The organism is Porphyromonas canoris, assembly GCF_000769115.1.
Classification (GTDB): Bacteria; Bacteroidota; Bacteroidia; order Bacteroidales; family Porphyromonadaceae; genus Porphyromonas_A; species Porphyromonas_A canoris.
Window position 1 is genome coordinate 423,304 of sequence record NZ_JQZV01000013.1, and the last position, 25,302, is coordinate 448,605.

The window sequence follows — 25,302 nt, forward strand, 5'->3', positions numbered from 1 at the left end:
CGGGGATAGGGCTTTTACTTTCTTTTTTTGCAATCTTTTCGAGGATATCTCTCTTCTGATTGTATTGGTAAAATCAAGCACCCCTGAAAAGGTTTTCTTCCTTTATTTTACCTTGAAAATGAAAATGCCCTACGGGCTGATATTACTTAGAAAAGATTGTTGTTTTCAAACTTTAGAAGTTCTTTACTTTCTAAAAGTGTTTTCTTTATGATAAGTTTTAGGGATCTTCCCACATTGGAAGTGAAAAAGAATAAACAATAGATGGTAAGGTCATCAAAGCAGAATCTTTAGTCTGATGGTTGAGATTTATTTTTCATAAAATCAATTTCTTATTTTGTTTCTGAGTTTAGGTAATATTATTCTGATAATCGGCTGTTCAAATAACTCCGGCATCTTATCTCTTTTGTGTGTATTTTGTTTGATTTGTATATTTATTTTTAATGGTAGTTAAAAGCACCCTTTCTTGTTATGTTTATTATAAAAGGTCGTATCTTTGTGCAACCGGATTGTTTATTTTATTTCACTCGTCAGTAGAGATTTAGAATAAGATTATAAATAGTTTCGAGGGTATATAAGATTTTAGAGTATAAATTCAATGTAGAGAGTTTTCGAGGTATTTTTCTGTCATCTTGCGGAAAGGGTTGTTCCGCAAGACACCTCGTAGCTTTTACGACTTAATTTACAAACATTTATGGTAAGAAAAACATTATTTGGTTTCTTTGCGTTGCTGCTTACACTGACTGTGTATTCTTGTAGCGACCTGAACTTCCATCTGCCTCCGGGTCCTAAGGGAGGAGATGGTAAGTCTGTTTATGAAATCTGGAAAGAACAAGTTGAACTTGGAAAAGTTAAGTGGCCAAAGGACAGAGTTTCTATGGCTGACTTCCTTATCTATATAAAAGGAGAAAAGGGAGATAAAGGGGAAAATGGAAAATCTGCATACGAGCTTTGGAAAGAGCTTATAGCAAAAGGAAATACCCCAAATCCACACAATCCTTCTGAAATGTGGCCTGTAGAAAGGAATACAGAGGCAGACTTTTGGGACTTTATCACCGGTAGAGACGGTAATACACCGTATGTTGGCGAAAATGGCAACTGGTGGATCGGCGGTAAAGATACGGGAGTGCTTGCAAGAGGTAAGGATGGAATCGATGGCAAGAATGGTCTCTCTGCTTATGAACTTTGGAAACAAGAGGTCTTGGCAGGAAGAATAGATTGGCCAAAAGATAAAGTAGAAATCTCCCATTTTTTCCAATACCTGAAAGGTAAAGATGGTAAAGATGGAAAGGATGGCGTTACTCCACATATCGGTCCTAATGGTAACTGGTGGTTTGGAGACGAAGATACCGGTGTACCTGCTAAGGGTAAAGATGGTAAAGACGGAGTTGCCGGCGTTACTCCACATATTGGAGAGAATGGTAACTGGTGGATTGGTGATAAAGATACCGGTGTACCTGCCAAGGGTAAAGATGGTAAAGATGGCCAAGATGGTCAAGATGGTGTTACTCCACATATTGGAGAAAATGGTAACTGGTGGATTGGCGACAAAGATACCGGTGTACCTGCCAAGGGTAAAGATGGTCAAGATGGTCAAGACGGGGTTACTCCACACATTGGCGAGAATGGTAACTGGTGGATTGGCGACAAAGATACCGGCGTACCTGCCAAGGGTAAAGATGGAAAGGATGGAAAAGATGGAACGTCTCCACATATTGGTCATAACGGTAATTGGTGGATTGGAGACAAAGACACCGGAGTGCCTGCCCAAGGAGAAAAGGGTAAAGATGGAGCCGATGGTCTAAGTGCATATCAGTTGTGGGTTAAAGATGTTAAGGCAGGTAAAATAACAGATCCTGAAACAGGGAATCCATGGCCGGTTGATAAAATTACTCTTACGGACTTCTGGAAATACCTTCGCGGTGCTAAGGGAGACAAGGGAGAGAAAGGTAATGATGGAAAAGATGGATTGTCTGCTTATGAAATCTGGAAGCAAATGGTTCTTAAGGATCAGATAAAAGATCCTAATAATCCTACTCAAAATTGGCCAAAGACAAAGGTGGACGAAAATCACTTCTGGGAATTCCTTACAGGTAAGAACGGAGTGGATGGTCTTTCTGCATACGCTCTTTGGAAGAAAGAATTGGAAGAAAGATTTGATGGTCCTAAGCCATTGATGAACTACAGAACAGGAGAAAAATGGCCAAAAGAAAAGAACAGCATGGATGACTTCTTTGACTATCTACGTGGTAAAGATGGTAAAGACGGTAAAGATGGTAAGCCGGGTGAGCCGGGTAAACCAGGTGCTGAAATAACTATTTTGGCAGGAGCTCCTAACGTTATTGCTCAATACACTCAGATCAATTATAGTGAATATGTCAGTGTTAAGGATGGCAGTGTTCAGTATAGAGTATATGATAAGGAAGGGAAACCAGCTCCAGGGGCTGTCGTTACAGGTCTTCCTGGTATGGCTGAGACCAAGAGCTATACAGCCGATCATGAAGGTTACTTTACCGTAGAAAAAGAAGATCTTCCGGAGATCCAAGATGTCCAAGCACGTTGGGGTAAAGTTAAGTCCGTTACAATACAAGGACAACCGGCAGCAGAATCTGCTCCTAATACTTATGTTCCTAACAGAATTAGAACAAGAATAATATTTGAAAATCCGAATGTTGCCTCTGAGGCTAATAAACCAATCTTGTCGGATAGCCATATTTTAGGATTCCGTATTCAAAGAAAAGTCGATCCTAATGGAGCTTGGGTGGATCTTCCAAGTTATTTGCCTGATTTGACTAATATCGTCATTGCATCTTATTTAACAAATGGAAATGATCCGAATACCATTACAAATCAAGAATTGGCTTCTATTGCTCGTGCTACAGATGTTGTGTTGCTTCCAACAAAGCGTTATGTGATGACCAACAAGTATGAGTTTAAGAATAACTACTCGGATTATTGGGATGGAACAAAGAAGTACTTCTCGGTAAAGCAAAAGACATCCTACTACGGAGAGAATCCTCAGTGGAATGGTGTTTGTGAAATGGCTCCATACCAAGCTCCTCCTACAATTAAGTGTTTGACATTGAAGACCGAAAATAAGAATCTTCACAATGAGGTATTCTTCTCAAGTGTACGTGGACAATTTAATTATGACGATATTAAGTTGGATAGCTTCTACAGAAGAAATCTTTTGTACAATGCAGTTGGTGGTGTGGATTATGTTACTCCGGACAAAATGCCAAAAGCTGAAGCTCAGGCACTAACCCCGTCTTTTGCATATTTCTACTATGAGGCTATACCGGGAAAACAAACAAGTAGTAGTGACAAGAATCCTGCGGGTCCAAATCAAACATCGTATACTTCTAGTACAGTATATTTAGGCTCTACAATATTTGTGAAGACTCTTCGTAACTCCAAGGATATTGACAAAGACTTTTTGCATTTGCATCCAACTGAGACAAAGTTGGGAGTCTTGTTGAAGGGTTCTGCCGGATACCATGTACAGAATGCAAAGGCTAGTTTGCCTAAAGTGACTGTCACTTACGAAAACTAATTTCTTGTTTGAATCAATCAGATATGAATAAAATTATGATACATAAATTTTCTAAATATATTCTTGGGTTGTCGTTTGTGCTTTTGGCTCCTCAAGTAGTGGCTCAAACATACACGGAGTCTGAAGTTCGCCCCGAACAAGAGAAGAAGCATAAGAGAGCATGGGAAATAGGAATTGGCGGGACAGGTATGCACATGACTCGCATGAGCGTTTTGGATTTCCAAAAGGCTCCCGTAGGTCATGAGATCAAGGTAAATAAAAGAGATCTTCTTTTTGGAGGAAATCTTTACATTGCCCGAGAACTTAATCCTTACTTCTATTTGGATTTGCAAGGGACGGTAGGATACGCAAAGGATCCGATCGGAAAAGGTAAAACAGAAGATCGTTTCTTGTATATGGGAGGCCTTGGACTTCAATGGCGCTTGGGTGAATATTTTGAATCCAAATACATTGATCCTTTCTTCCGTGTGGGAGCCAATTATATGTATAAGACATTTACTCAGTTGTACAATGGTGTTGAGAACTACGACGGATCCCAAATGAATTGGGGTTTTGATCTTGACCACAACAAGAGTGGTGCAGACCAAAAGCAACTCTTTCCTGTATCTTTTGGTACCGGTATCAATATGTGGCTTTCCAATGGATTTGGTATAGGTTTGCAGGCTGACTATCTCTACATGCCTCATAAAAATGTTGCAAATGTTTGGCAGGGAACTGCAAGACTGATGTGGCGTATCGGAGGCAAGTCTAAGAAACCTGCTCCTGAAATCAGACATACCGAAAGAGTTATTGAGCGCATTGTAGAAAAACCTACCATTATAGAGAAGATTGTTCCTACTCCGGTAATCGAGCGTGACGAAACTCTTTGCGAACTCTTTAACTATGTATTCTTTGAGTTTGATAAGGCTACTATTACACAAGACTCTCAGGAAGTTATAGATAGAATTGCAGATATATTGAGAGGAGATCTTAACCGCAAGTATCTTATTATTGGTTATACAGATGCTGTTGGTTCTTCAAACTATAATCTCGGTCTATCTGAGCGTCGCGCTAAAGCTGTTGTAGATGCTCTTATTCAGAGAAATATTCCTCGTGAGATGCTTAAGTTCAGAGGAGTGGGTAAGAAGGTTGCTTACGTTAAGGAAAGTGCTCCGGATAACACTCGTAGAGGTGATCGTAAGGTTACTATCGAGAGAGTTATCAATATGGACTATTGGAACTACCTTAAGTAATACTATCCTCTGAAAACAAAGTGATGTTTTGAGATAACAGACATATTACAAGATACGGAGCACTTGGAGTGCTTCTCTCAAGTGCTCCGGTCTTTACTTTGAGGTTTGGAATCTCAAACACAGGTATTAGCACTCTTTCGGAAGAGTTTACTTCGAGAGTGCTTGGTGTATAATTAAAGAAACAACAATAACAATGATGCTTATGACCAAGAAAGCAATATTCGGTTTCTGGGTATTCTTGTTCACTTTATCGGTATCATCTTGCGGGAATATGAACTTTGGTCTTCCCGACGGACCTCAAGGTCCTACCGGTAGATCTGCATATGAAGTCTGGGTCGAACAAGTGAATGCCGGAGAAATCAACTGGCCTAAAGATAAAATTGATGTAACAGATTTTCTTGTTTACATCAAGGGTCAGAAAGGAGATAAGGGAGAAAATGGTAAGTCTTCCTATGAGCTTTGGAAAGAGATGATAGCGGATGGTAAGACTCCTAATCCTCACAATCCAAAAGAGATGTGGCCTGCAGAAAGAAATACAGAAGCAGACTTTTGGGATTTTATTATCGGTCGAGATGGTAAGACTCCACATATTGGCGAGAATGGCAATTGGTGGATCGGTAGCAAGGACACTGGAGTATATGCTTATGGTACGATAGGTAAAGACGGTAAGAACGGTGTCTCTGCTTATGAAATATGGAAGAAAGAAGTCCTTGACGGAACCATAGATTGGCCAAAAGATAAAGTGGAACTGGTCGACTACTTCCAATACCTCAAAGGTAAAGATGGTAAAGATGGTAGAGACGGAGTCACTCCGCATATTGGTGAGAATGGCAACTGGTGGTTTGGTGATAAAGATACGGGAATACCTGCCAGAGGTCAAGATGGTAAGGACGGTGTTGCCGGTACTACCCCACACATTGGCGAGAATGGCAATTGGTGGATTGGTGATAAAGACACCGGCATACCGGCCAAAGGTCAGGATGGTAAAGATGGAGCCGATGGTAAAGATGGTATCTCTCCGGAAATAGGAGAGAATGGTAACTGGTGGTTTGACGGTAAAGACACCGGTGTTCCTGCGGCAGGTCAAGATGGCAAGGACGGTATTGATGGCCGTTCTCCACGCATTGGCGAGAATGGCAACTGGTGGTTTGGCGATAAAGATACCGGAGTGCCAGCCAGAGGACAGGATGGTAAAAATGGCAAAGATGGGCTTTCTCCACGCATTGGAGAGAATGGCAATTGGTGGATTGGAGATGTTGATACCAGCATTCCTGCACGTGGTAAGAAGGGAGCGGACGGAAGCGATGCAAAATCTGCATACGAGCTTTGGTTTGATGATCTTAAAGCGGGAAAGATCATAGATCATAAGACTGGTAATCCATGGCCTGAGAATGAAGATACTATTGCAGACTTCTGGAGATATCTTCGTGGAGCTAAGGGAAAGAAAGGAGATCAGGGAGACGATGGCAAAGATGGTCTTTCTGCTTATGAGATTTGGAAGAGAGACGTGCTTGATGGTAAGATCAAAAATCCTAATAAACCTGGAGAAAATTGGCCTGCCAGTGAAGTGAGTGAACATGACTTCTTCAGATACCTCACAGGTCCAAATGGAAAGTCTGGTATCTCTGCCTATAAGCTTTGGTACGATGAACTTAAGGCTCGTGCCGGTACGGCAGATCCTTTGCGCAACCATAGAACAGGCGAAGAGTGGCCCGAAGGGGACGATACCATAGATCACTTCTTTGAATACTTGCGTGGACGTGATGGTGATGATGGGTCCGATGGTAAACCGGGAGAACCGGGACAACCGGGAGCGATTGTTAAGATCATCAAAGGTATTCCAAACGTTATTGCACAGTATTCTCAAAAAGATTTCGGTGAATATGTACGTACAGAAGATGGAGGAGTGCTTTATAAGGTTTATGATGATAATGGAAACCTGGCTCCTTTTGCTACTGTGAAAGGTATGCCGGGTCTTCCTGCGGACAAGACCTTCCAAGCAAATGATAAGGGAGAATTCATGATCCCTCGTGAAGACCTTCCTCTAATTCCTGAAGTTGAAAAGCGTTGGGGATATGTTAAAGAGGTTACTATAGGTGGAATGACAAAGCAGTCTGCTACCAATACATACGTTCCTAATCAGATGCAGATGAAGCTCGTATTGGCAGAGAGTGTGGCACCTCACAGACCTCTAATCTATGATCATGTTAGGCTGTTCTTTAGAATACTTAGACAAGTAGATCCGGGTAAACAATGGGAAGACCTGCCGAACTATCTGCCTAAGGTAACAGAGATAAAGTTTATTCCCTATCCGGTAACCGACCATTTGGATCCTGTGGGAACTATCAATAAAGCCATAGACATGGGGAATAGCACTCAGGGCTTCCGTACGGATAGAATCTTCGAGATTCGTGCCAATAGATATATCATGCCCCACCATACTGGGAGAAAAGCTGGATATGCTACAAATTGGCAACCGGGTCAGAAAGACTATTTCACTGTGACACAGCATACTTCTTATTATGGTGCAAAGGTAACTTGGGAAGGCGTTGCATTTATGGAACCTTTCCAAATCGGACCTACATTAAAGAGTCTCAAACTGATCAAAGTTCAGAAAAATTCAAATCCTAACATCCCGGATCTGTTCTTAGGTGTGAAAGGTGAATGGGATTATTCTAAGATGGACTTTACACGTATGCCGGAAGAAGTCATGCTGGTGGGAACTCTTGTTGGTCATGGCGGAAAGCAGTTAGAGTATGTCTATCCGAAGCTTTATTCAAAAGAAGAAGCCTTGAAGATTACTTATGGCTTTGCAATGGCAACTATCAATATACCGGGTATCGGAGAGGTTATTTCTCGGAGTGACTTGAATCCTTCCGGACCATCAACACCGGGCTTCTTCATGAATACAGTTTATTTGGGAAGTAGAATTACCTCAAGGACAAGACATTGGTCACGTCAAGGAGACTACGGAGTGGGTATAATCAGAAGAAATTCTGACGGAACTTATAGAATAGACCTTGAAAGTGGACACCCACCGGTAACTATAACCTACTCGGAAACCAATGACTAATATTCTGTAAAATATTTATAGAGAATAGTCAGGCATATATTTTTCGCAGGACAGCTCGGACATTAGTCGGGTTTGTCCTGCGACTTTTTATGCTCTTAATTGAAGCTTCTCTGCTACGAAAAAAAGGTTCGTCAAAGGATTTCCCTTTTGACGAACCTTTTATACTACTGTAAGAGTCTTTTGCCTGGAGATCATTCTGCTATGAATGTCTCTCCATATCCCGATACTTGACGAATGCCCGGCGTATGGAGTCGAAGCCAAACTTGTTCGGATCTATCTCATCGGGATGCAGAGCGATGAGGGACTCCACATCGTCTCTTCCTTCTCCGACATAAGGAGAGAGATCTTCCACTTCAAGAAGATAGATCATGTCCATTGTCGGGATGGTCATGCCGGAATAGAGGTAGAGGTTAGGGCGTGAAAAGAGAAAGCGAAGCGTGTCGGCTGCATCCTCTACCAGCTTAGGGGAGATCTCTTCTGCCACTTCACGCAGGATGCTCTCCTCCGAACACTCATTCAGGTCAGAGAATCCGCCCGGCAGGTCATACATACCTTTTGCCGGCTCGTTCGCTCTTATTGCCACCAAGATACGCCCCGACCCTTTCTCCCGTATGATTGCAGCGCAAGCCGCAGAGGGGTTCAGGTAGTAGACAAATCCGCAATGATCGCAGCGTTTGCTCTTGATGTTATTTGGGAAAAACCGGTCGCTGCCACAGTGAGGACAGAACCGGAAGTGAGACAAAACGTGTGTCATAATGCTTCTCAAGATCTCAAGAGGTAATATAGAATACCAGATCCGTAAGTATCGGCGCCGGATCCGTATCGTTTGTATAGAGCCCTTTGCTGCGTGCATCGCATCTTCTGATGAGGGAGATGATGTTCATCACCTTGGGTCTTCGGAAATGATGCAGGGCGTACTGGTAGTCTTTCGACTGAAAAGCGGAGTTGAGTCCCAAAAACTTAGCCAGGTCTTCCTCCCTTTTGGAGGGCGCATCGAAAGCGATGAGCAGGTTGGAAAAGAAGTTGAACAGCATTGAGAGAATCATCTGTACGGGATGATTTTTCGGATCAGCTGCATACGCTCTGGCTATTTTAAGTGCTTTTGCGGCATCTTTAGAGGCAAGAGCTTTTTGGAACTCGAATATGGTAAACTCTCTGGAGAGACCGATGTACTCCATTACCGCAGTGGGCGGAATCACCACGCCCTCTTTCGCATACGATGTCAGGGATAGCTTCTGCAGCTCTTGGTACAGGCGAGTGAGGTCTGTACCGCTATTCTCCAGCAGCAACTCTTTTCCCGGCTCGCTGAGGAGCACTCCTGCCTCTTTCATAAGCCACTCCAGCGGTTTTCGAATCTTGTATGGTGTCAGCTTCGGAGAGTTGAACACCACGCTCTTTTCGCTCTTCTCCGCCACCTTTATCCAAGCCTTTCGTCTGTCCAGATTCTTTCCCTCGAAATTCATTGCCAGTATCGTGGTTGCAGGGAGTCGCTCTATCACGCTCTCCATACCATCAAGGCTGTGCATTTTACCGGCATCTTTCACCACCACGAGCTGATGTTTCGCCATCATCGGATAGCGAAGGGCATGGCTCAGAATCTCGCCCGGCGAAGTGTCTGCACCATAAAGGATAGAGAGATTGAAGTCCTTCTCCGCTTCGTCCAGCAGATTGTTCAGGATCGCTTTCTCTATTCTCGATGTCAGATAGACCTCTTCTCCTCCGAGTATGTAGAGGTTCGGACTCTTTTCGGGGGAGATAAGAGCCATCACTTTTTCGTAATCTTCAATATATGGCATATCTCTTGAGGTTTGAGATAAATCTTTTATTCCCCAACAAATATAGTGAAAACCTCCGCTTCTCTCTGTGCGAAAGGTCTATATCTTGCGCATTCATTTTGTTGTGGATTTTGTGTTTGTAAAAAAATATTTCTATCTTTGCATCAAGATTAAAGTTAAAACTTGGAGAGGGAGGGAGTAATCCCCCCGCTCCCCCGATACGAGGTAGAGGATGAAAATTCTTTACCTCGTATTCGTTTTACCCTTTTGTGCTTTATCCCTTTCTCCTTTTACGGGGAAAAGTATCCTCTTTCGGCTCTCTTTTCGGAGGGCTGTTTTTTATATATTCCATCCCGAAAAATGCTCACTTTTTTCTCGCTCTCTATTTTGATCGGAGGGGTCGTTTTCAGAGCACAACCGAACTGTTAAATTTGGGCTTTTTTATTAACACAAATTTCGATACCTGTTCGTCAAAAACAGTAAACGAGCATATTTTGTCGGCTTAACGTGTTTAATTTTTCAACGAACACGTTTACTGATTTCACTTAACACGTTTACCGGATTCGATTAACGTGTTTAGCCAAAAACATCAAAACGCTAATAATCAGTCATTTACCTGTTTTTGCCTTAAAAAGCACCTGAAAATGCAAATTTCTTTATTAGATTTTCTTTACAGGTAGGGGTGTTAAAATTCACAGCTATTAACGCGAAAAAGCCCCATGAAATGGACTGAGAAAAAATTTTTTCCGAATTTGAGATTTTCTCTATTTCTTTCATTGATAGGTTGTTATGTATTTTGTCAGAACAGATGAGCCTCCAGAGCGGAAAAAGAGAAGAGGTTTCCGGCTCCGTTCCGAAGCTCTGTTTTTATATAAAACATCCCGACCCTGATCGGTCTTATTTTGCTCCATTTCGGAGTATTCGGGTTCGGCTCTTTTTCTTTCCTTTCAAGAGAGAAGAATCTGCGCCTTCAAAGCAAGTCTGTTACAATGTTTTTTCCTAACTTCGTACTCGTAACGGAGTATTTTTTACCAACTGCGGAGCGTAGAATAAGAAGATGAGCCGAAGTGAAGAGACAATGCCGAGAATCCGGCCGGTCGGGGATGGAAAAAGAGAGATCTTTGACCGCCTTCGTGGCAGATACGTTGCTCTCACCCCGGAAGAGTATGTCCGGCAGAGGTTTGTGCATCTGCTCATCTCCTCCTATGGCTATATGCCCGCTCTCATGGCGAATGAGGTGTCGTTGCAGGTGGGAAAACTCTCTCGCCGGGCAGATACGGTGGTGTATCATAACTCCCTTCGTCCGCTTCTTTTGATAGAGTATAAGGCGGAGAGCGTAGCCCTTACGCCGGAGGTTTTGGAGCAGGCATTGCGGTACAATGCCACGTTGGGCGTACTCTACATCATCATTACCAATGGGAAGAGGATAGCCTGCTTTCGCCGTCTTACGCCGGAAGATCCGTTTGAGATGCTGCGCTCCATTCCCTCTTATGCAGAGGTGCAGGAGGCGGGAAATAAGTTTGATGCAAAATAATATTTACCTAAAATAACCTAAGATTTATGTTTGGAAAAATGAAACAGCACTTGCAAGGTGAGCTTTCAGAGATTAAAGCTGCAGGTCTGTACAAGAATGAAAGAATCATCACCACTCCTCAGTATTCTGAAATTAAGGTTCAAGGCGCGGACGGAACAGAAAAGAGCGTACTCAACTTCTGTGCAAACAACTATCTCGGACTCAGTAACAACAAAAGAGTAGAGGATGCAGCCATCAAGGCTATCCAAAGCCACGGTTACGGTATGAGCTCCGTACGTTTTATTTGCGGTACGCAAGATCTTCACAAAGAGCTGGAACAGGAGATCGCTCGCTACTTCAAGACAGAAGACACAATCCTTTATGCTGCCTGCTTCGATGCCAACGGCGGTGTCTTTGAACCGCTTTTCGGAGAAGAGGATGCCATCATATCCGACTCTCTCAACCACGCTTCCATCATCGACGGAGTGCGCTTGTGTAAAGCCAAAAGGTATCGCTTTGCCAATGCAAACATGGAAGAGCTGGAAGAGTGTCTCAAACAGGCTCAAGCCCAACGCCATCGCATCATCGTTACGGACGGTGTCTTCTCGATGGATGGAAACGTAGCCCCTATGGACAAGATATGCGATCTTGCAGAGAAGTACGATGCTCTTGTGATGGTGGATGAGTGTCATTCCGCCGGAGTGGTAGGTGCCACCGGTAGAGGTGTGGCAGAGAAGTACGACTGCTACGGACGTATAGACATCCACACCGGTACGCTCGGAAAGGCATTCGGAGGTGCTATCGGAGGGTTTACAACCGGTCCTAAAGAGATCATAGACATGCTTCGCCAGAGAAGCCGTCCTTATCTCTTCTCCAACTCTATACCTCCCGCAGTGGTGGGAGCATCTTTGGAAGTGTTCAAGATGCTGAACGAAAGCGATGAGCTACACACCACTCTGATGTCCAATGTAGAGTATTTCCGCACAAGAATGGTGGATGCCGGCTTCGACATCAAGCCTACACAGAGTGCGATATGCGCCATCATGCTGTACGATGCCAAGCTTTCGCAAGACTACGCAGCCCGTCTGTTGGAGGAGGGTATCTACGTAACAGGATTCTACTATCCGGTAGTGCCGAAAGGCGAAGCACGTATCCGTGTGCAACTTTCTGCTGCTCATACTCAAGAGCAACTGGACAGAGCCATCGCCGCTTTCATCAAAGTGGGCAAAGAGATGGGTGTAATAAAGTAAATAATAGGGAGAGTCTCGACAAATATTACTATCTTTGAACAGATATAAAAGAGATAAATGTCGTAGTTCAAACTAAAAACATTTTTATGGAAATAATCAAAGTAATCGGACGCGAAGTGTTAGACTCGCGAGGTAACCCAACAGTAGAGGTAGATGTACACTTGGCATGCGGCGTAATGGGACGTGCAGCTGTTCCATCGGGAGCATCCACAGGTGAGAATGAAGCTCTTGAGCTTAGAGACGGAGACAAGAACCGCTATCTCGGAAAGGGTGTACTTAAGGCAGTAGAGAATATCAATACTGTGATTGCACCGGAAATTATAGGCTACTCTGTACTTGAACAAAGAAAGATAGACCGCGTAATGCTGGAGCTCGATGGCACTAAGACCAAGTCTAAACTCGGAGCAAACGCCATGCTTGGTGTGTCTCTTGCAGTGGCCAGAGCAGCAGCAGAGTATCTCGGTATGCCGTTGTACCGCTACATCGGTGGTACTAACACTTATGTATTGCCTGTACCTATGATGAACATCATCAATGGTGGCTCTCACTCCGATGCGCCTATCGCATTCCAAGAGTTTATGATTCGCCCTGTGGGCGCACCTTCTTTCCGTGAAGGTTTGCGTATGGGTGCCGAGATCTTTCATGCCCTTAAGAAAGTGCTTCATGACCGTAACCTCTCTACCGCAGTAGGTGATGAGGGTGGTTTTGCTCCTGCTCTTTCCGGTACGGAAGATGCTCTCGAGTCTATCATGGAAGCTATCCGCAAGGCAGGTTACAAGCCGGGGGAAGATGTTCGTATCGCTTTGGACTGTGCGGCTTCAGAGTTTTACAAAGATGGTGTATATGACTATTCTAAGTTTGAAGGCCCTCAAGGCGCCAAGCGTAACTCTGACGAACAAGTGGCATACCTTAAAGAGCTTGTGGCTAAGTATCCTATCGACTCTATCGAAGACGGTATGGACGAAGGCGACTGGAGCGGATGGGCTAAGCTTACAGCCGAAATAGGTGATAAGGTACAGCTTGTGGGTGATGACTTGTTCGTTACCAACGTAGAGTTCCTACGCAAGGGTATCGAGTTGGGATGCGCTAACTCTGTTCTTGTTAAGGTGAACCAGATCGGAACGCTATCCGAAACATTGGATACCATAGAGCTTGCACACCGTCACGGCTATACTACCGTTACTTCTCACCGTTCGGGCGAAACTGAAGACTCAACCATTGCAGACATCGCAGTGGCTACAAACTCCGGACAGATTAAGACCGGATCTCTCAGCCGTTCGGACCGTATGGCTAAGTACAACCAGCTTCTTCGCATAGAAGAAGAGCTTGGTGAACTTGCTCAGTATGGCTACAAGAGAGTAGTTCGCAAGTAATTCGGACCGGAAGCGAAAGCTTCTCGGAGAATAATAGGAAAACCGATACGGATGTGGTTGCATCTGTATCGGTTTTTTTGCATAAGATCATTGTTTTTTCGTAAAAGTCTCGGCGGTCTGTTTTGGCTCTTATCAGCCGTTTGTTTGTTTCTTTTTTATCTCCGGTAGAGATACTTTCGAAGAGTAATCACATCAAGCCAAGGCTTTTCTTCAACTGTGATATGTGCTTGCTCCAGATAGCATCGGCACTTGGATCTTCTGTGGAAAGAGCATCATCTCTTACGAGTAGAGAGACCGCTCCGGATATTTCTGCCTTAATGATCTCAAAGGACAGATAACGCGCTTCTTGACTGTTCGGAGCTTCGTCTTCCCACTGAAAGGAGATAAATCTTTCGGGATCGGAGACTATGAGCAATGCTGTTGACATGTTCTTCTTATCCCAAAAGAATATAAACTGATCCGCATTCCTCTCCACATTGTACGCAAACCAATCTGCTAATCCTTTAGATGTAGAGATTTGATTCCATAAGCTTTTTACAGAAACATGATTCAATAGAAACTCTTCTCTATACGATGTCTCATGCACTTTCATAGCAGATAACTCTTGGTGATGCCCCTAATATACAAAAAGATATTTGATTAACAAAGAATATCGTAATTAAATATAAATGTTCTCTTAAATGGCATTTTATTACTGAAAAAGGGTTGTTATTCTTAAAGATACCAGTTATAGCCTGCGACTATTTTTTGTACTTTTGAAACGTAAATTGCTTATATTGAAAAGAGCACAAATATATTTTCTACATTCAGATAACTTAAACAGAAAAATCATGAACCTTAAACAGATTCTTTTTACAGGAGTGGTTGCATCTTTTATCCTCACAGGATGCACCAAGAAGAAAGTCACGCCGGAACCTCAAGAGGACTTTTATGCCTTCGTGAATACGGAGTGGATGGAGGCAAATCCGCTTAAACCCGAATATGGTCGCTACGGCACGTTTGATGTACTCAGAGACAGTGCGCAAAATATTGTCCGCCGCATCATCACAAGTATGAGCAGTGGAGATATTCAGCCCGGAACGGACGCTTATAAAGCGGCACTCCTTTACAATATGGCTATGGATAGCGCAAAGCTCAATGCCGATGGTGCCGCTCCCATACAGCAGGATCTTGAAAAGATCAATGCTCTCTCTTCCAAGGAGGATCTTGTTGAATATCTTGCAGAAGCCAATCTTCATGGCGACAATCCGTTCTTCTCGGACTATGTCTATGCGGATAATGAAGACAGCAACACCAATATCCTGCATCTTACTCAAGGCGGACTCATAATGGGGGATAGGGACTACTACCTCGAACAAGAGAGTTTGGATAAATTTCAAAACTCTTATATAGACTATCTCTCTTCTCTTTTCGTGTTGGCAGAAGGCATAGAGCCGGAAGCTGCAAAGGAGAAAGCCAAAACGGTATTGGAGGTAGAGACAGAGCTTGCACGTATGCATTACAGCAGCATAGAGCTTAGAGACACTCACAAGAACTACAACAAGTACACCAGAAAGAAGCTCATCTCTTCTTTCCAATTCCCTTTCGAGCGTTACTTTGCTCCTCGTGAAGCCGTTGCCGGATTCGAGACCATCAATGTTGCTCAAGAGGGTTACTTCAACAGCTTCGACAAGTGGTTCCAAGAGCTTTCTTTGGATAGAGCGATCACTTACCTCAAAGGGATTCTTTTGGATGACGCTGCTTCGTTCTTGAGCAACGATTTCCGCAAAGCCTCTTTTGAGTTTCACGGACGCATCTTGGGGGGACGTACAGAGATGCAGCCTCGTTGGAAGAGTGCTGTTCAGCTGGTAAACTCTTCATTCGGACATGTTGTGGCTCAAGAGTACACCAAGACCTACTTCCCTCCGAAGGCAAAAGAGCGTATGCTTAACCTCGTGGAAGACTTGAAAGAATCGCTTGCACAACGCATCCAAAACCTCGAATGGATGACCGAAGAGACCAAGCAAAAGGGTTTGGAAAAGCTAAGCACCTTCCGTGTGAAGATAGGCTATCCCGAAAAGTGGGACACTTATGAGGGGATAAAAGAAGATACCGGCTCTCTTTATGGCTATATCAAGAATATAGCTATGTTTGAAAAGGGAAAGAACGATCAAGACTTCGGTACTCCTGTAGATAAGGAGCGCTGGTTGATGAATCCGCATGAAGTGAACGCTTATTACAACCCCGCAACGAACGAGATATGCTTCCCGGCAGGTATTCTTCAACCTCCATTCTTCAGTCTTGAAGCGGATGATGCGGTGAATTATGGTGCAATAGGCGTTGTGATCGGCCATGAAATGACTCACGGATTTGACGATCAGGGACGCAACTTCGATAAGGATGGAAATGTTTCCAACTGGTGGCAGCCGGAAGATGAAGCGAAGTTCAAGGAAGCATCCGTAGAGCTTGTGAAGCAGTTTGATGAGATTGTCGTTGCGGACGATGTGCGTGCAAATGGTCAGCTGACCCTCGGAGAAAACATCGCGGATCAGGGAGGACTTTTGGTGGCACACATGGCAATGAAGAACAATATGCCCGAAAAAGATCCTCTCATAGAAGGACAAACCGCGGATCAACGCTTCTTCATTGCTTACGCTCGTCTGTGGGGACAAAACATCAGAAAGGAAGAGATCTTGAGGCTCACCAAGCTCGATGTTCACAGCCTTGGTAAATGGAGAGTGAACCAAACACTCAAAAACATTCCGGCATTCTACGAAGCCTTCGGAATCAAAGAGGGCGACGCCATGTATCTTGCCCCTGAGAAGAGGGTATTGGTTTGGTAAAGATTTTTACAGAGAGAGGCGACAGTGTCGTCTCTCTTTGTATATTGTACAAGCAATAGATTTTCTATATCTTTGCCGAAAGTTGATTGTATTACTAAAGTGCACCATCGGTGCATCTATGTTGAATCTTTTATAACAAAAATGAAAATGAAAAAGTATGTTTGCGAGCCTTGCGACTGGGTTTATGATCCGGAGATAGGTGATCCTGATGGAGGTATCGCTCCAGGCACTCCTTTTGAAGATATTCCCGATGATTGGGTATGTCCTATCTGTGGAGCCGAAAAGAGCGACTTCAGACCTCTTGAAGACTGATACAAGGCTTTGTAGAGCTTATCGGAGAGAACCTAATGCTGCTTTCCGATGAGCTTTTAGAAGCTCGATACAAAAAGCCCCATCTTATACTTCTTGTACCTTGTGTACATCCGACAGAGAAGCGTAAGATGGGGTTTTTATATATAGTCCGGATCTCGAAAGGCTGTTTGGAACAGAGGATAAAGCGGTATAAAAGAGTGGCTATACCTGTTAAATAGTTCCGCTAAACCTATCGACAACTTTCATTCAAAGCGCGATTGGTGAAAACCGACTCTTGATTTTTATAAATCAAGCCCTGAACCGTACAAATCAAATCTTGAACCACACCAATCAAGCCTCGATTTCTCATTTCATAAAGCATCAGAGAAGCTTTTTATCCCGTTCAGGAGATGTTGTAAAAGCATTCGGACGCATTTCTTTCCACACAACACGTCAGATGTCATGGCGTTAGAGTCCCTCCGGGAAGCAGGGAAAAGGAGCGTTTATTCGGGTGCAACAAGAGAGCGTTGCACTCTGAGATGGATGTAGAAGAGGGTTAGCCCTTTGAGTGTAGTGGAGATCGCTATGGCGTACCATAAGCCCTCTATGCTCGGATAGAAGTAGAGAATGGTATATGCCAACGGGATACGGACAAGATTGCCAAAGATACTCACGGCGGCAGGTATAGTGCTTCGCCCGATGCCGTGAAAGAATCCCTGCGTTGTGATTTCCAGCATCATGAAGAGCTGCGAGAAGCCGTTGATCCTCAGATAGACCCCTCCGGCAATGTACGCAACAGGGTCGGGGACTATTATCGCAAAGATCTCTTCTCCGAAGAAGACGTACAGAATGGTGGTGAACACCCCGAACAGGGAGGTTATGATCAGTGTGGAGCGGAACGCTTTTTTCACTCTATCCATCGCCTGAGCCGCATAATTTTGGGAGATAAATGCCCCCAAAGCGGTAGAGAAGCCTTGTGCCGTGTTCCAAGTGATACCCTCGATCTGTCCGCCGGAAGTGATGGAGAGAACCCCTATATGCCCTGCCGTAAGAGAGGCAATGCGACCCATATACATGTTGATGAAGGCAAACAGCGCACTCTGAGCCGATGGAGGAGCTCCTATCTTAATGATGCGCCGGCAGGTTTCCCACTTCAGCTTGGTGACGAAAGGGAAGCGTCCGAGCAAGTGATCCCGCTCGCGGAGGAAGTAGTAGAAGAGAACCCAAACCAAGATCTCGGAAATGATGGTGGCATAAGCCGCTCCATCGGTCTTGAGATCGAGTACAAAGATGAATATCGGGTCTAAAATGATGTTCGCTATAAGCCCTATGGAGTTGATCATGAACGGACGTTTGCTGTGTCCGCAAGCGTTGTAAGCACCGGTAAAGGCATACGTCATGAAGAAAAACGGAAATCCGAGAGAGTATATCCTCATGTACTCGGCAGCCGTCCGGGCTATGCTGTCTCCGAGAGTGTATATGGATAGAAGGGTGGGAGTGAAGAGAAGGAAGAGAATCGTTACCAACGCTCCCGACAAGAAAGCTATGGTGCTGTTCGTAGAGGCGTAGTGAGAGGCGGTTTTGAACTCCTTTTTGCCAAGGAAGTAAGCTATCGTGATTTCGCTTCCGACCTTTGTCAGCAGTCCCAAAGAGCCTGCCAGCCAACCATAGAGAGCCACAGCCCCGACAGCAGATACGGCTTCGCTGCTGAGACGCCCCAGCCAAGCCATGTCCGTAAAGTTGTAGAGCATCTGTACGAAAGATGTACCCAGTATGGGTAGAGCCAAACGTACGATTTGTGAAGCGATATTGTCTCCGGTTGTGAGATCTTTCTCTTTTAGCTTGCTCGGACCAGACATCCTCTCTTGCAATGTTAGGAATAACTGTAGAACAGACGGCTCTGATCATCGGAGCCGGAAAAGCATCACGGCAAAAGGGCTTTGCCAAATAGCTCGTTCTATATGCGGATGCAAAGATAATGCTTAACTTTGGAATATGGACAAGAAGACTATTCTCCTTACGGGTGGAGCCGGATTTATCGGATCCAATTTTCTGCACTACATGATACCCAAATATCCGGAGTATCATTTTGTATGTTTGGATCTTCTCACCTATGCAGGAAATTTACAGAACATAGAGCCGCTGTTGCAGCAGCCCAATCTCACTTTCGTACATGGAAGTATAGAGGATGCTTCGCTGCTTGACAGCTTGTTTGACCGGTACGGCATCACTCATGTGGTGAATATGGCTGCCGAAAGCCATGTAGACAGAAGTATTCATGACCCGTTGGCATTCGTCCGGACAAATGTTCTGGGAACGGTAACGCTTCTGAACGCCGCTCGCAAAGCGTGGAAAGATATTAAGGATGCTTCCCGTCTCTTTCTGCACGTCTCCACGGATGAGGTTTACGGCTCGTTGTTGCCGTCGGATCCTGCTTTTTCGGAGGAGAACAGGTATGAGCCTCACTCTCCTTACTCTGCCAGCAAAGCCTCTTCCGACCATTTCGTCCGTGCTTATGCAGACACTTATGGTCTGCCTGTGGCAATATCCAATTGCAGTAACAACTACGGACCATACCAGTTTCCGGAAAAGCTTATCCCCCTTGTGATCAATAACATTGTCGAGCAGAAGAAGATCCCTGTCTATGGTGACGGACAGCAGATAAGGGATTGGCTCTTTGTGGTGGATCATGTCAAGGCGTTGGACTTGATACTGCACAGCGCAAAACCCGGAAGTACATACAACATCGGCGGAGGGAATGAAAAGACCAACATAGAGCTGGTTCGGCTTCTTGTTGCTCTGGTCGATCGTAAGCTCGGAAGAGCAGAGGGTGAGTCGCTCGGCTTGATTACTCACGTCCCCGACAGGTTGGGGCACGATACCAGATATGCAATAGACTCCTCAAAGCTGCAAAGAGAGCTGGGGTGGAGTGCTTCCGTCTCTTTCGAGGAAGCCATCGCCTATACGGTGGAGTGGTATCTGGAGCAGACCGAATGGCTACGCAACATAACATCCGGAGAGTATCAGAACTATATCCGACGAATGTACGGAGATCACATATAGTAGGTGGGCGAACCTTCGCACGCAATACAACAAAGGGGTGTACCAAGTCCGAGACTCGGTACACCCCTTTGGTATATAAAAAAGCCACGCCGGAGGATAACGTAAAAACTCCGAAAGATAGGATTTGAGGGCAGTAAACGCTTTGTAATCCGCTGTTATCATTGCAAGCAATGCCCGAAGGTGCGGCCCGCCATTACGATATACTGCTTATCTCGGAATTTGTAATAATTGATGAGTTTCCCGATCGCCCGACGCAGCTTATATTTTACCCCTAAGGGTTTATCTATGACCTCTTTGTACTACAAAATTACTTTTTCTTTCCCGGAAATGCAAGAATCATGCGATATTCTTTGCATTCGCTTGATCACTCGGTATAGAGGGAACATCAATATTATAGCCGCCACGACCAGTAGAGAGTAGTAGAGGAGAGGCTGTTCCGGTAGAGGTGAGAAGTCGAAATCTTCCGGTAAAGTATAGAGAGCCATCCATGCGATAAAGTTATTGATGGCATGCACCAGAATGGCAAGGAGCAGAGAACCGTACACAGCCGTATAGCCCGCAACGGCTCCGAGTAATATACGAGAGAGGAAACCTACATATTCGAGATGCCCGATGCTGAAAATGACAGCCGTAACCCAGACAGCCATGTGTACTCTTCCGCTCTTTTTATATAAGTAACCCTGCAATATCCCTCTGAAGAAGAACTCTTCTCCCACTGCTGCCAGTACTACAATGAGTACAAAAAACATAATATGATCCACGGCAAAAGGGCTCTTCTTGGCCGCTGATGCCATTTCGGAGATCAGCTTATTCGGCTCCGATAAAAACTCTTGTATGGCTTTAAGCGATTCGGGAATAGGGATTTTCCCTATCGTTTGAGCCAGAAGAGTGGATATAATAATGGTTAAGGCTATGGCGGCGATTACTATCCCAAGCATCCCCTTTTTCTGTTCATGCTTGGCGGTGAATATCTTATTGCCATAGCCTTTAAGGTGAAGATAGTTCAGGGCAATTGCGGGCAAAAGGAAAGAACCGATAGCTACAATGATATTGTCCAACAGGGTTGAGGTTATACTCGCCATGAGTATAAAATCCAGCCCGACTATGAGTGGAGCAGCGAGGAAAGTAAGTATCAGATAAACTCCTACAAGTGTAACCAATGCCACCCATACGGGTGCAAGGTTTTTGTTTTTCGGGTAAGGAGTGGGAGGATAAATGGTATAAAGATGTTCTTCTTGCTGAATAGGAAGTTGTTCATCCGGGTTAATACCAGGATTCTGCGGTGTTGAATTTTGGGGTGTCACTCTGTTTATATTTTAGATCTTGTAATAGACTTGATTTTACTTGAATGGTAAAGTTGTACGATTTATACGGCCCTATCGGAATGAAACTTGCTGTAAGCGACCAACAGTGAAGGTCTCTCGTGATGTTGCAAGACATGTTGGTGATCTTCTTCAACTCGAAATTGTAGTTTGCCGAGAAGTTGAAGTTCCAGTTCTTGGTCGGGTTAAACTGTCCGTTAAGCGAGAGATCGTGCCGGAGTTGATACCTATACTCTTTGATCCGAGTGTCGAACTCGTTGCTGTAACCGAGGCTGATGGAGTAGTTGAAGCCGAGATTCCACTTCATATCACTCTTCAGATAGCCGTTGGAATCGTATTCACCCAGATCATTGGAGCGTGATCGCTTGAGAGAACCATCCTGTTCCTGACCTCGACCCATACCCGATCCCATACTGTCCATACCGCTTTCACGGGAGCTCGAACTGCCGCTCTCTCCCTTTTTATCTCCGTCATCTTTGTCCTTTTTCTTGCCGGAGAAGAAGTCGGCAATACTTTTGAACGTATCCTGATTCAGGTTGTAAGAGAACGAAGTACTGGTTCCCCTGAAACGCCCAAAGCCTTTACCATTGAGGATACGTAGCTTATTCGTCTTGTACGGACGGATATTATCTCCATTCTTTTCATAGTCGTAGAGATAAGTCTCAAAGCTACCACCGAGACGGAGAGCTATGGTATTTGTAAACCTTAAAGCTATTGAGGCATTGATATCGCTCCAGTTTAGCGAATCCGCTGCCATATTATAACTTATTCCGGTAGACAGGTTATCTATGATGCTTCGTTTATAGAAAGAGGTGGAGTCTTTGCTGTCTCGCAGTTTCGCTTCAATATTTTGAGAGAGATTGAAACTTATGCCTCCGAACTTTCCTCTATTGGGAACACCCTGTCCTTCAAATGGCGAATAAAACTCCTCCATCTGCTTACCATCCGGAGTCTGATAGCGTATAGGTTTCCAAAATCCAAAGAACGGATCTCCGAAATCCGGGTGCCAGGAGAAAGAGATAGAGGGTTCGAGCCTGTGCCGTATCATATCCAGCTTTTTGCCCAAGAACGGAAGAGGCTTCCAAAATCCGTATATCGTTGTGGAGGCGGATATCGAAGTGTTGAAGTCGTAAACACGATTGAAACCATACGTTGTATCGGATACCACGACACGTTGTTTAGCCGGATCGAATGCTTTTTCTATCCTTCTTGTAAACCAACGCTCCTTATAGCTGAAAGAGGGACTGATCTTAATGTAATCGAACAAGTCGAATGATGCACTTATCGGAATGGAATGCTCGAAGCTATTGTTCCAATCCTTCACCAGGCTGGACTGGAACAGCTTATTCTCCTTCGTGGTGATCGAGTTGCGTATGCGACCATCGTAAGAGAGCTGAATCTTTTCGTACCAACGTTCCTTCCCTATCGGCTTTTTGCGCTTGAACGGATAGATGCGGCTCATACTTATGGATATGTTGGGCAGTGTAAGAGATATGGTACTGTCCTGCGAGCGTTGAGCAATATCCATAGACCCGCTTATGGTGATGGGACTATTGGGAAAACGTTGCGTGAAACTGATACTGGAGCTTTTCGTATTCTCTCCCATTCTTGCCTGATTATACAGCGCATCCAGATTGTTATGGTTATAGGTGGAGGTCGAGAAGTTGACGTTTGCACTCAGTGTACGGTATGGATTCGCTTTGGCATCCTGTCTGTGCTGCCAAGATATACGGAAGTTGTTGATCTTGTTATAGTCTCCGGAGAGCTTGTCTCCACGTACGGTGTTGAGATAGCTGGCGTCGAAGCTGCCGGAGTATCTGTATCGCTTGGCGTAGTTGGACTGTGCATTCACCGCCCAAGAGCCTAACGAGTAGATGTCTCCCGTTACTTGGAGATCCACGTAATCGTTGATAGCCCAATAGTATCCCCCGTTTCGCATATAGAATCCAAGCTCTGAGTCTTCTCCCGGAGAGGGCATGATGATACCGCTTGCATACGATTTGGAGAACGGGAAGAACCCGAACGGAAGAAACAGCGGAAGCGGAACGTCTGCGATGACAAGGTACAACGGTCCGGAGATGAGGTTCTTCTGAGGTCTCACTTTAGAGTTTGTGATGGAGACGTAGAAGTGAGGATGGTCATGATTGTCGCAGGTGGTGTACTCTGCTCCCTGCATGAACATACTGCCGTCTTCTCGTTTCTTGGTTTTCTTTGCGATGATAAAGCCTTCTCCTTGTTGGGTTACGATGTCTGTGGTATATCCTTTTTTGCTACGGAAGTTGTAGTTCATCGTCTTGGCTTCATAGTTCTGTTCGCCGTCTTTGAACTTAGGATAGTTGATCTCCGTATTGGTTTTCACGGAGTCGGGAACGTCTCTGTACGTGGCGTAGACCGAGGCACTGTCCATGAGCATACGGATATAGTCTCCGGTTAGCTCCTGTTCGGTGTATTTCACCTGCGCGTTACCGTACAGACGAGCCATGTTCTTTTTAGGAAATACTATCGTGGAGTCCGATGCTTCAAACTCTATCGGAGCCGTGAATGTCTCTTCGGACTGCTCGGTAGTATCGGATGGCGCACTCTGCGGACGAGGTCCTCGCTTCTTTCGGGTAGAGACAGCTTTCCCGGCTGCAACGCTATCTTTTTTCTCTTTCGCCGATGATCCCGTGCTGTCTTTCGCCACGGTTTCTTTCAGAAGGCTGTCTTTCGGAGCGGTCTGCCGTGCAGAGGAGTCGCCTTCTATGGCTTTGACGGGCAGAGAGTCCGCTTTGCGAGCCGTGATCTTTGCCATTGTGTCCTCTTGCTTTACACTATCTCCCCTGCGATAGGACGTATAAGACCTGCCCTCTTTTCCCTTTGCTCCTCTTGCCGGAATGGAGAGAAGCGTAAGAGCGAGGACTATACAACCTACCAAGATGATATATGGTGTGCCTTTGTTCATGGGTAACCTTGTGCTGCCGTATAAAGATGCAACCACAAAAGTAGGAAAAAAAAGTGTCTCCTCCTACGGTTATCCTCTGAGGGATAAATTGTACCTTTGTTCCTGCGATAAGACATTGGCTGCGAGATATCGTGAGATAGCTCCGGGGCGCAATGGGTTATATATGGAAACCAAAGGGTGTACGACGCACCCGGCAATATATCAAAGCGATGAAGAAGATTATAGAACCTCCGTTTACGGACGCTCTTCTGGCATCCCTGAAAGCAGGAGAGATGTACTACATTACAGGGACTATTTACACGGCACGCGATGCTGCTCATCAGCGTTTATGCGAGATGATAGAGCGGGGAGAAGATATGCCGTTCGACTTTAACGGGCAAGCCGTCTACTATGCAGGTCCATGTCCTGCCAAACCGGGGCAGCCGATCGGTTCGGTAGGCCCTACCACCGGCGGACGTATGGATGCTTACTCTCCACTCCTGATCTCCAAAGGTCTCAAGGTGATGATAGGCAAAGGATCTCGTCATCACTCCGTGGTGGATGCCATGAAGAAGCATACCGGTGTCTATTTCGCTGCAATAGGCGGTGCGGCAGCACTGATGGGAAAGAGTGTAAAGAGTGCCAAAGTGATTGCCTTTGAAGATCTAGGACCGGAAGCCATTAGAGAACTTTACGTGGAAGAGCTTCCCGTGATAGTGGCAATAGACTCTCGTGGCAACAACAGCTACGAGCAGGGAATGGCAGAATATGCACAGGAGTAACCCTACGAGCCGAAAGATTTAAGGCAATACGGATCCCCGAAAAGTGAGTGTGATTTCTCCTTTTCGGGGATCTTATTTTTATATATTCCATCCCGAAAAATGCTCACTTTTTTCTCGCTCTCTATTTTGCTCGGAAGGGGTGTTTTCAGAGCGCGACCGAACTGTTAAATTCGGGCTGTTTTATTAACACCATTTTCGATGCAGGTTTACTCAAAACGATAAAGCAGTATATTTTGTCGGCTTAAAGTATTCAACGAAATCGGTAAACGTATTTACCGATTTCATTGAATACGTTTACCGGATTCAATTAAAGTGTTTAGGATTTTTAGCTAATCC

At 44.9% G+C, this 25,302-nt stretch carries 16 protein-coding genes; 10 read left to right on the forward strand and 6 right to left on the reverse strand.

The features are described 5' to 3' along the window. Positions 1–691: 691 nt before the first annotated feature. The 3 genes from HQ43_RS06985 to HQ43_RS06995 all read left to right on the forward strand — a co-directional run bounded on the left by HQ43_RS06985 (position 692) and on the right by HQ43_RS06995 (position 7,855). Positions 692–3,550: a hypothetical protein gene (locus HQ43_RS06985; RefSeq protein ID WP_036791530.1), complete on the forward strand. Its 2,859-nt coding sequence runs from the start codon at positions 692–694 to the stop codon at positions 3,548–3,550. Positions 3,551–3,585: 35 nt separating this feature from the next. After that, positions 3,586–4,782, forward strand: a complete 1,197-nt coding sequence (locus tag HQ43_RS06990; protein ID WP_036791532.1) for an OmpA family protein — start codon at positions 3,586–3,588, stop codon at positions 4,780–4,782. Between the two features lie 202 nt (positions 4,783–4,984). After that, on the forward strand, positions 4,985–7,855 hold the full coding sequence (locus HQ43_RS06995) for a collagen-like domain-containing protein (RefSeq protein WP_152567498.1): 2,871 nt from the start codon (positions 4,985–4,987) through the stop codon (positions 7,853–7,855). A 199-nt stretch (positions 7,856–8,054) separates the two neighbouring features. Here the strand turns inward: HQ43_RS06995 and HQ43_RS07000 are convergent, their stop codons facing one another. Then, on the reverse strand, positions 8,055–8,609 hold the full coding sequence (locus tag HQ43_RS07000; RefSeq protein WP_036791534.1) for an NUDIX domain-containing protein: 555 nt from the start codon (positions 8,607–8,609) through the stop codon (positions 8,055–8,057). A gap of 16 nt (positions 8,610–8,625) precedes the next feature. Beyond that, complete coding sequence (gene holA / locus HQ43_RS07005) at positions 8,626–9,651, reverse strand: DNA polymerase III subunit delta (RefSeq protein WP_036791536.1); 1,026 nt, start codon at positions 9,649–9,651, stop codon at positions 8,626–8,628. A 1,057-nt stretch (positions 9,652–10,708) separates the two neighbouring features. Here holA and HQ43_RS07015 point away from each other — a divergent pair. From HQ43_RS07015 to eno, 3 genes are all read left to right on the forward strand, one after another. Next, a complete protein-coding gene (locus HQ43_RS07015; protein ID WP_036792710.1) occupies positions 10,709–11,164 on the forward strand; it encodes a type I restriction enzyme HsdR N-terminal domain-containing protein in 456 nt (151 codons plus the stop codon). Positions 11,165–11,190: 26 nt separating this feature from the next. Next, positions 11,191–12,393: a glycine C-acetyltransferase gene (kbl, locus tag HQ43_RS07020; protein ID WP_036791540.1), complete on the forward strand. Its 1,203-nt coding sequence runs from the start codon at positions 11,191–11,193 to the stop codon at positions 12,391–12,393. An 86-nt stretch (positions 12,394–12,479) separates the two neighbouring features. After that, positions 12,480–13,766 carry a phosphopyruvate hydratase gene (eno, locus tag HQ43_RS07025; RefSeq protein WP_036791543.1) on the forward strand — a complete coding sequence of 429 codons (1,287 nt, stop codon included), beginning with the start codon at positions 12,480–12,482 and terminating at the stop codon, positions 13,764–13,766. 187 nt (positions 13,767–13,953) lie between these two features. Here eno and HQ43_RS07030 read toward each other — a convergent pair whose 3' ends face one another. Beyond that, positions 13,954–14,358, reverse strand: a complete 405-nt coding sequence (locus HQ43_RS07030) for an START-like domain-containing protein (protein ID WP_052079433.1) — start codon at positions 14,356–14,358, stop codon at positions 13,954–13,956. Between the two features lie 238 nt (positions 14,359–14,596). On the opposite strand from HQ43_RS07030, the gene HQ43_RS07035 reads away from it, so the two are divergent. After that, positions 14,597–16,588: a M13 family metallopeptidase gene (locus HQ43_RS07035; protein ID WP_036791546.1), complete on the forward strand. Its 1,992-nt coding sequence runs from the start codon at positions 14,597–14,599 to the stop codon at positions 16,586–16,588. 147 nt (positions 16,589–16,735) lie between these two features. Continuing rightward, the gene (rd, locus tag HQ43_RS09695; protein WP_081964567.1) at positions 16,736–16,900 is read left to right on the forward strand and encodes a rubredoxin; all 165 of its coding nucleotides are present in this window, start codon (positions 16,736–16,738) and stop codon (positions 16,898–16,900) included. 482 nt (positions 16,901–17,382) lie between these two features. On the opposite strand, the gene HQ43_RS07045 is transcribed toward rd, so the two are convergent. After that, positions 17,383–18,738, reverse strand: coding sequence for an MATE family efflux transporter (locus HQ43_RS07045; protein WP_036791551.1), 1,356 nt, complete (start codon positions 18,736–18,738; stop codon positions 17,383–17,385). A 136-nt stretch (positions 18,739–18,874) separates the two neighbouring features. On the opposite strand from HQ43_RS07045, the gene rfbB reads away from it, so the two are divergent. Then, entirely contained in the window at positions 18,875–19,942 is a 1,068-nt protein-coding gene (rfbB, locus tag HQ43_RS07050) for a dTDP-glucose 4,6-dehydratase (RefSeq protein ID WP_036791554.1), read from the forward strand. Between the two features lie 299 nt (positions 19,943–20,241). On the opposite strand, the gene HQ43_RS07055 is transcribed toward rfbB, so the two are convergent. Continuing rightward, the gene (locus tag HQ43_RS07055) at positions 20,242–21,246 is read right to left on the reverse strand and encodes a CPBP family intramembrane glutamic endopeptidase (protein WP_036791557.1); all 1,005 of its coding nucleotides are present in this window, start codon (positions 21,244–21,246) and stop codon (positions 20,242–20,244) included. Beyond that, the gene (locus HQ43_RS07060) at positions 21,206–24,205 is read right to left on the reverse strand and encodes a putative LPS assembly protein LptD (protein WP_036791560.1); all 3,000 of its coding nucleotides are present in this window, start codon (positions 24,203–24,205) and stop codon (positions 21,206–21,208) included. The genes HQ43_RS07055 and HQ43_RS07060 overlap by 41 nt, the downstream gene beginning before the upstream one ends. A gap of 209 nt (positions 24,206–24,414) precedes the next feature. Here HQ43_RS07060 and HQ43_RS07065 point away from each other — a divergent pair, with 209 nt between their 5' ends. Next, the gene (locus HQ43_RS07065) at positions 24,415–24,966 is read left to right on the forward strand and encodes a Fe-S-containing hydro-lyase (protein WP_036791563.1); all 552 of its coding nucleotides are present in this window, start codon (positions 24,415–24,417) and stop codon (positions 24,964–24,966) included. Positions 24,967–25,302: the final 336 nt, after the last annotated feature.

What these genes read in the sequence shown, in the direction of transcription:
- HQ43_RS06995 (WP_152567498.1), top strand. Translation starts at nt 4,985, where the DNA reads ATGACCAAGAAAGCAATATTCGGTTTCTGGGTATTCTTGTTCACTTTA.
- HQ43_RS06985 (WP_036791530.1), top strand. Translation starts at nt 692, where the DNA reads ATGGTAAGAAAAACATTATTTGGTTTCTTTGCGTTGCTGCTTACACTG.
- HQ43_RS07035 (WP_036791546.1), top strand. Translation starts at nt 14,597, where the DNA reads ATGAACCTTAAACAGATTCTTTTTACAGGAGTGGTTGCATCTTTTATC.
- HQ43_RS07045 (WP_036791551.1), bottom strand. Translation starts at nt 18,738, where the DNA reads ATGTCTGGTCCGAGCAAGCTAAAAGAGAAAGATCTCACAACCGGAGAC.
- HQ43_RS07000 (WP_036791534.1), bottom strand. Translation starts at nt 8,609, where the DNA reads ATGACACACGTTTTGTCTCACTTCCGGTTCTGTCCTCACTGTGGCAGC.
- HQ43_RS07065 (WP_036791563.1), top strand. Translation starts at nt 24,415, where the DNA reads ATGAAGAAGATTATAGAACCTCCGTTTACGGACGCTCTTCTGGCATCC.
- rd (WP_081964567.1), top strand. Translation starts at nt 16,736, where the DNA reads ATGAAAAAGTATGTTTGCGAGCCTTGCGACTGGGTTTATGATCCGGAG.
- kbl (WP_036791540.1), top strand. Translation starts at nt 11,191, where the DNA reads ATGTTTGGAAAAATGAAACAGCACTTGCAAGGTGAGCTTTCAGAGATT.
- rfbB (WP_036791554.1), top strand. Translation starts at nt 18,875, where the DNA reads ATGGACAAGAAGACTATTCTCCTTACGGGTGGAGCCGGATTTATCGGA.
- HQ43_RS06990 (WP_036791532.1), top strand. Translation starts at nt 3,586, where the DNA reads ATGATACATAAATTTTCTAAATATATTCTTGGGTTGTCGTTTGTGCTT.
- HQ43_RS07030 (WP_052079433.1), bottom strand. Translation starts at nt 14,358, where the DNA reads ATGAAAGTGCATGAGACATCGTATAGAGAAGAGTTTCTATTGAATCAT.
- eno (WP_036791543.1), top strand. Translation starts at nt 12,480, where the DNA reads ATGGAAATAATCAAAGTAATCGGACGCGAAGTGTTAGACTCGCGAGGT.
- HQ43_RS07015 (WP_036792710.1), top strand. Translation starts at nt 10,709, where the DNA reads ATGCCGAGAATCCGGCCGGTCGGGGATGGAAAAAGAGAGATCTTTGAC.
- HQ43_RS07060 (WP_036791560.1), bottom strand. Translation starts at nt 24,205, where the DNA reads ATGAACAAAGGCACACCATATATCATCTTGGTAGGTTGTATAGTCCTC.
- holA (WP_036791536.1), bottom strand. Translation starts at nt 9,651, where the DNA reads ATGCCATATATTGAAGATTACGAAAAAGTGATGGCTCTTATCTCCCCC.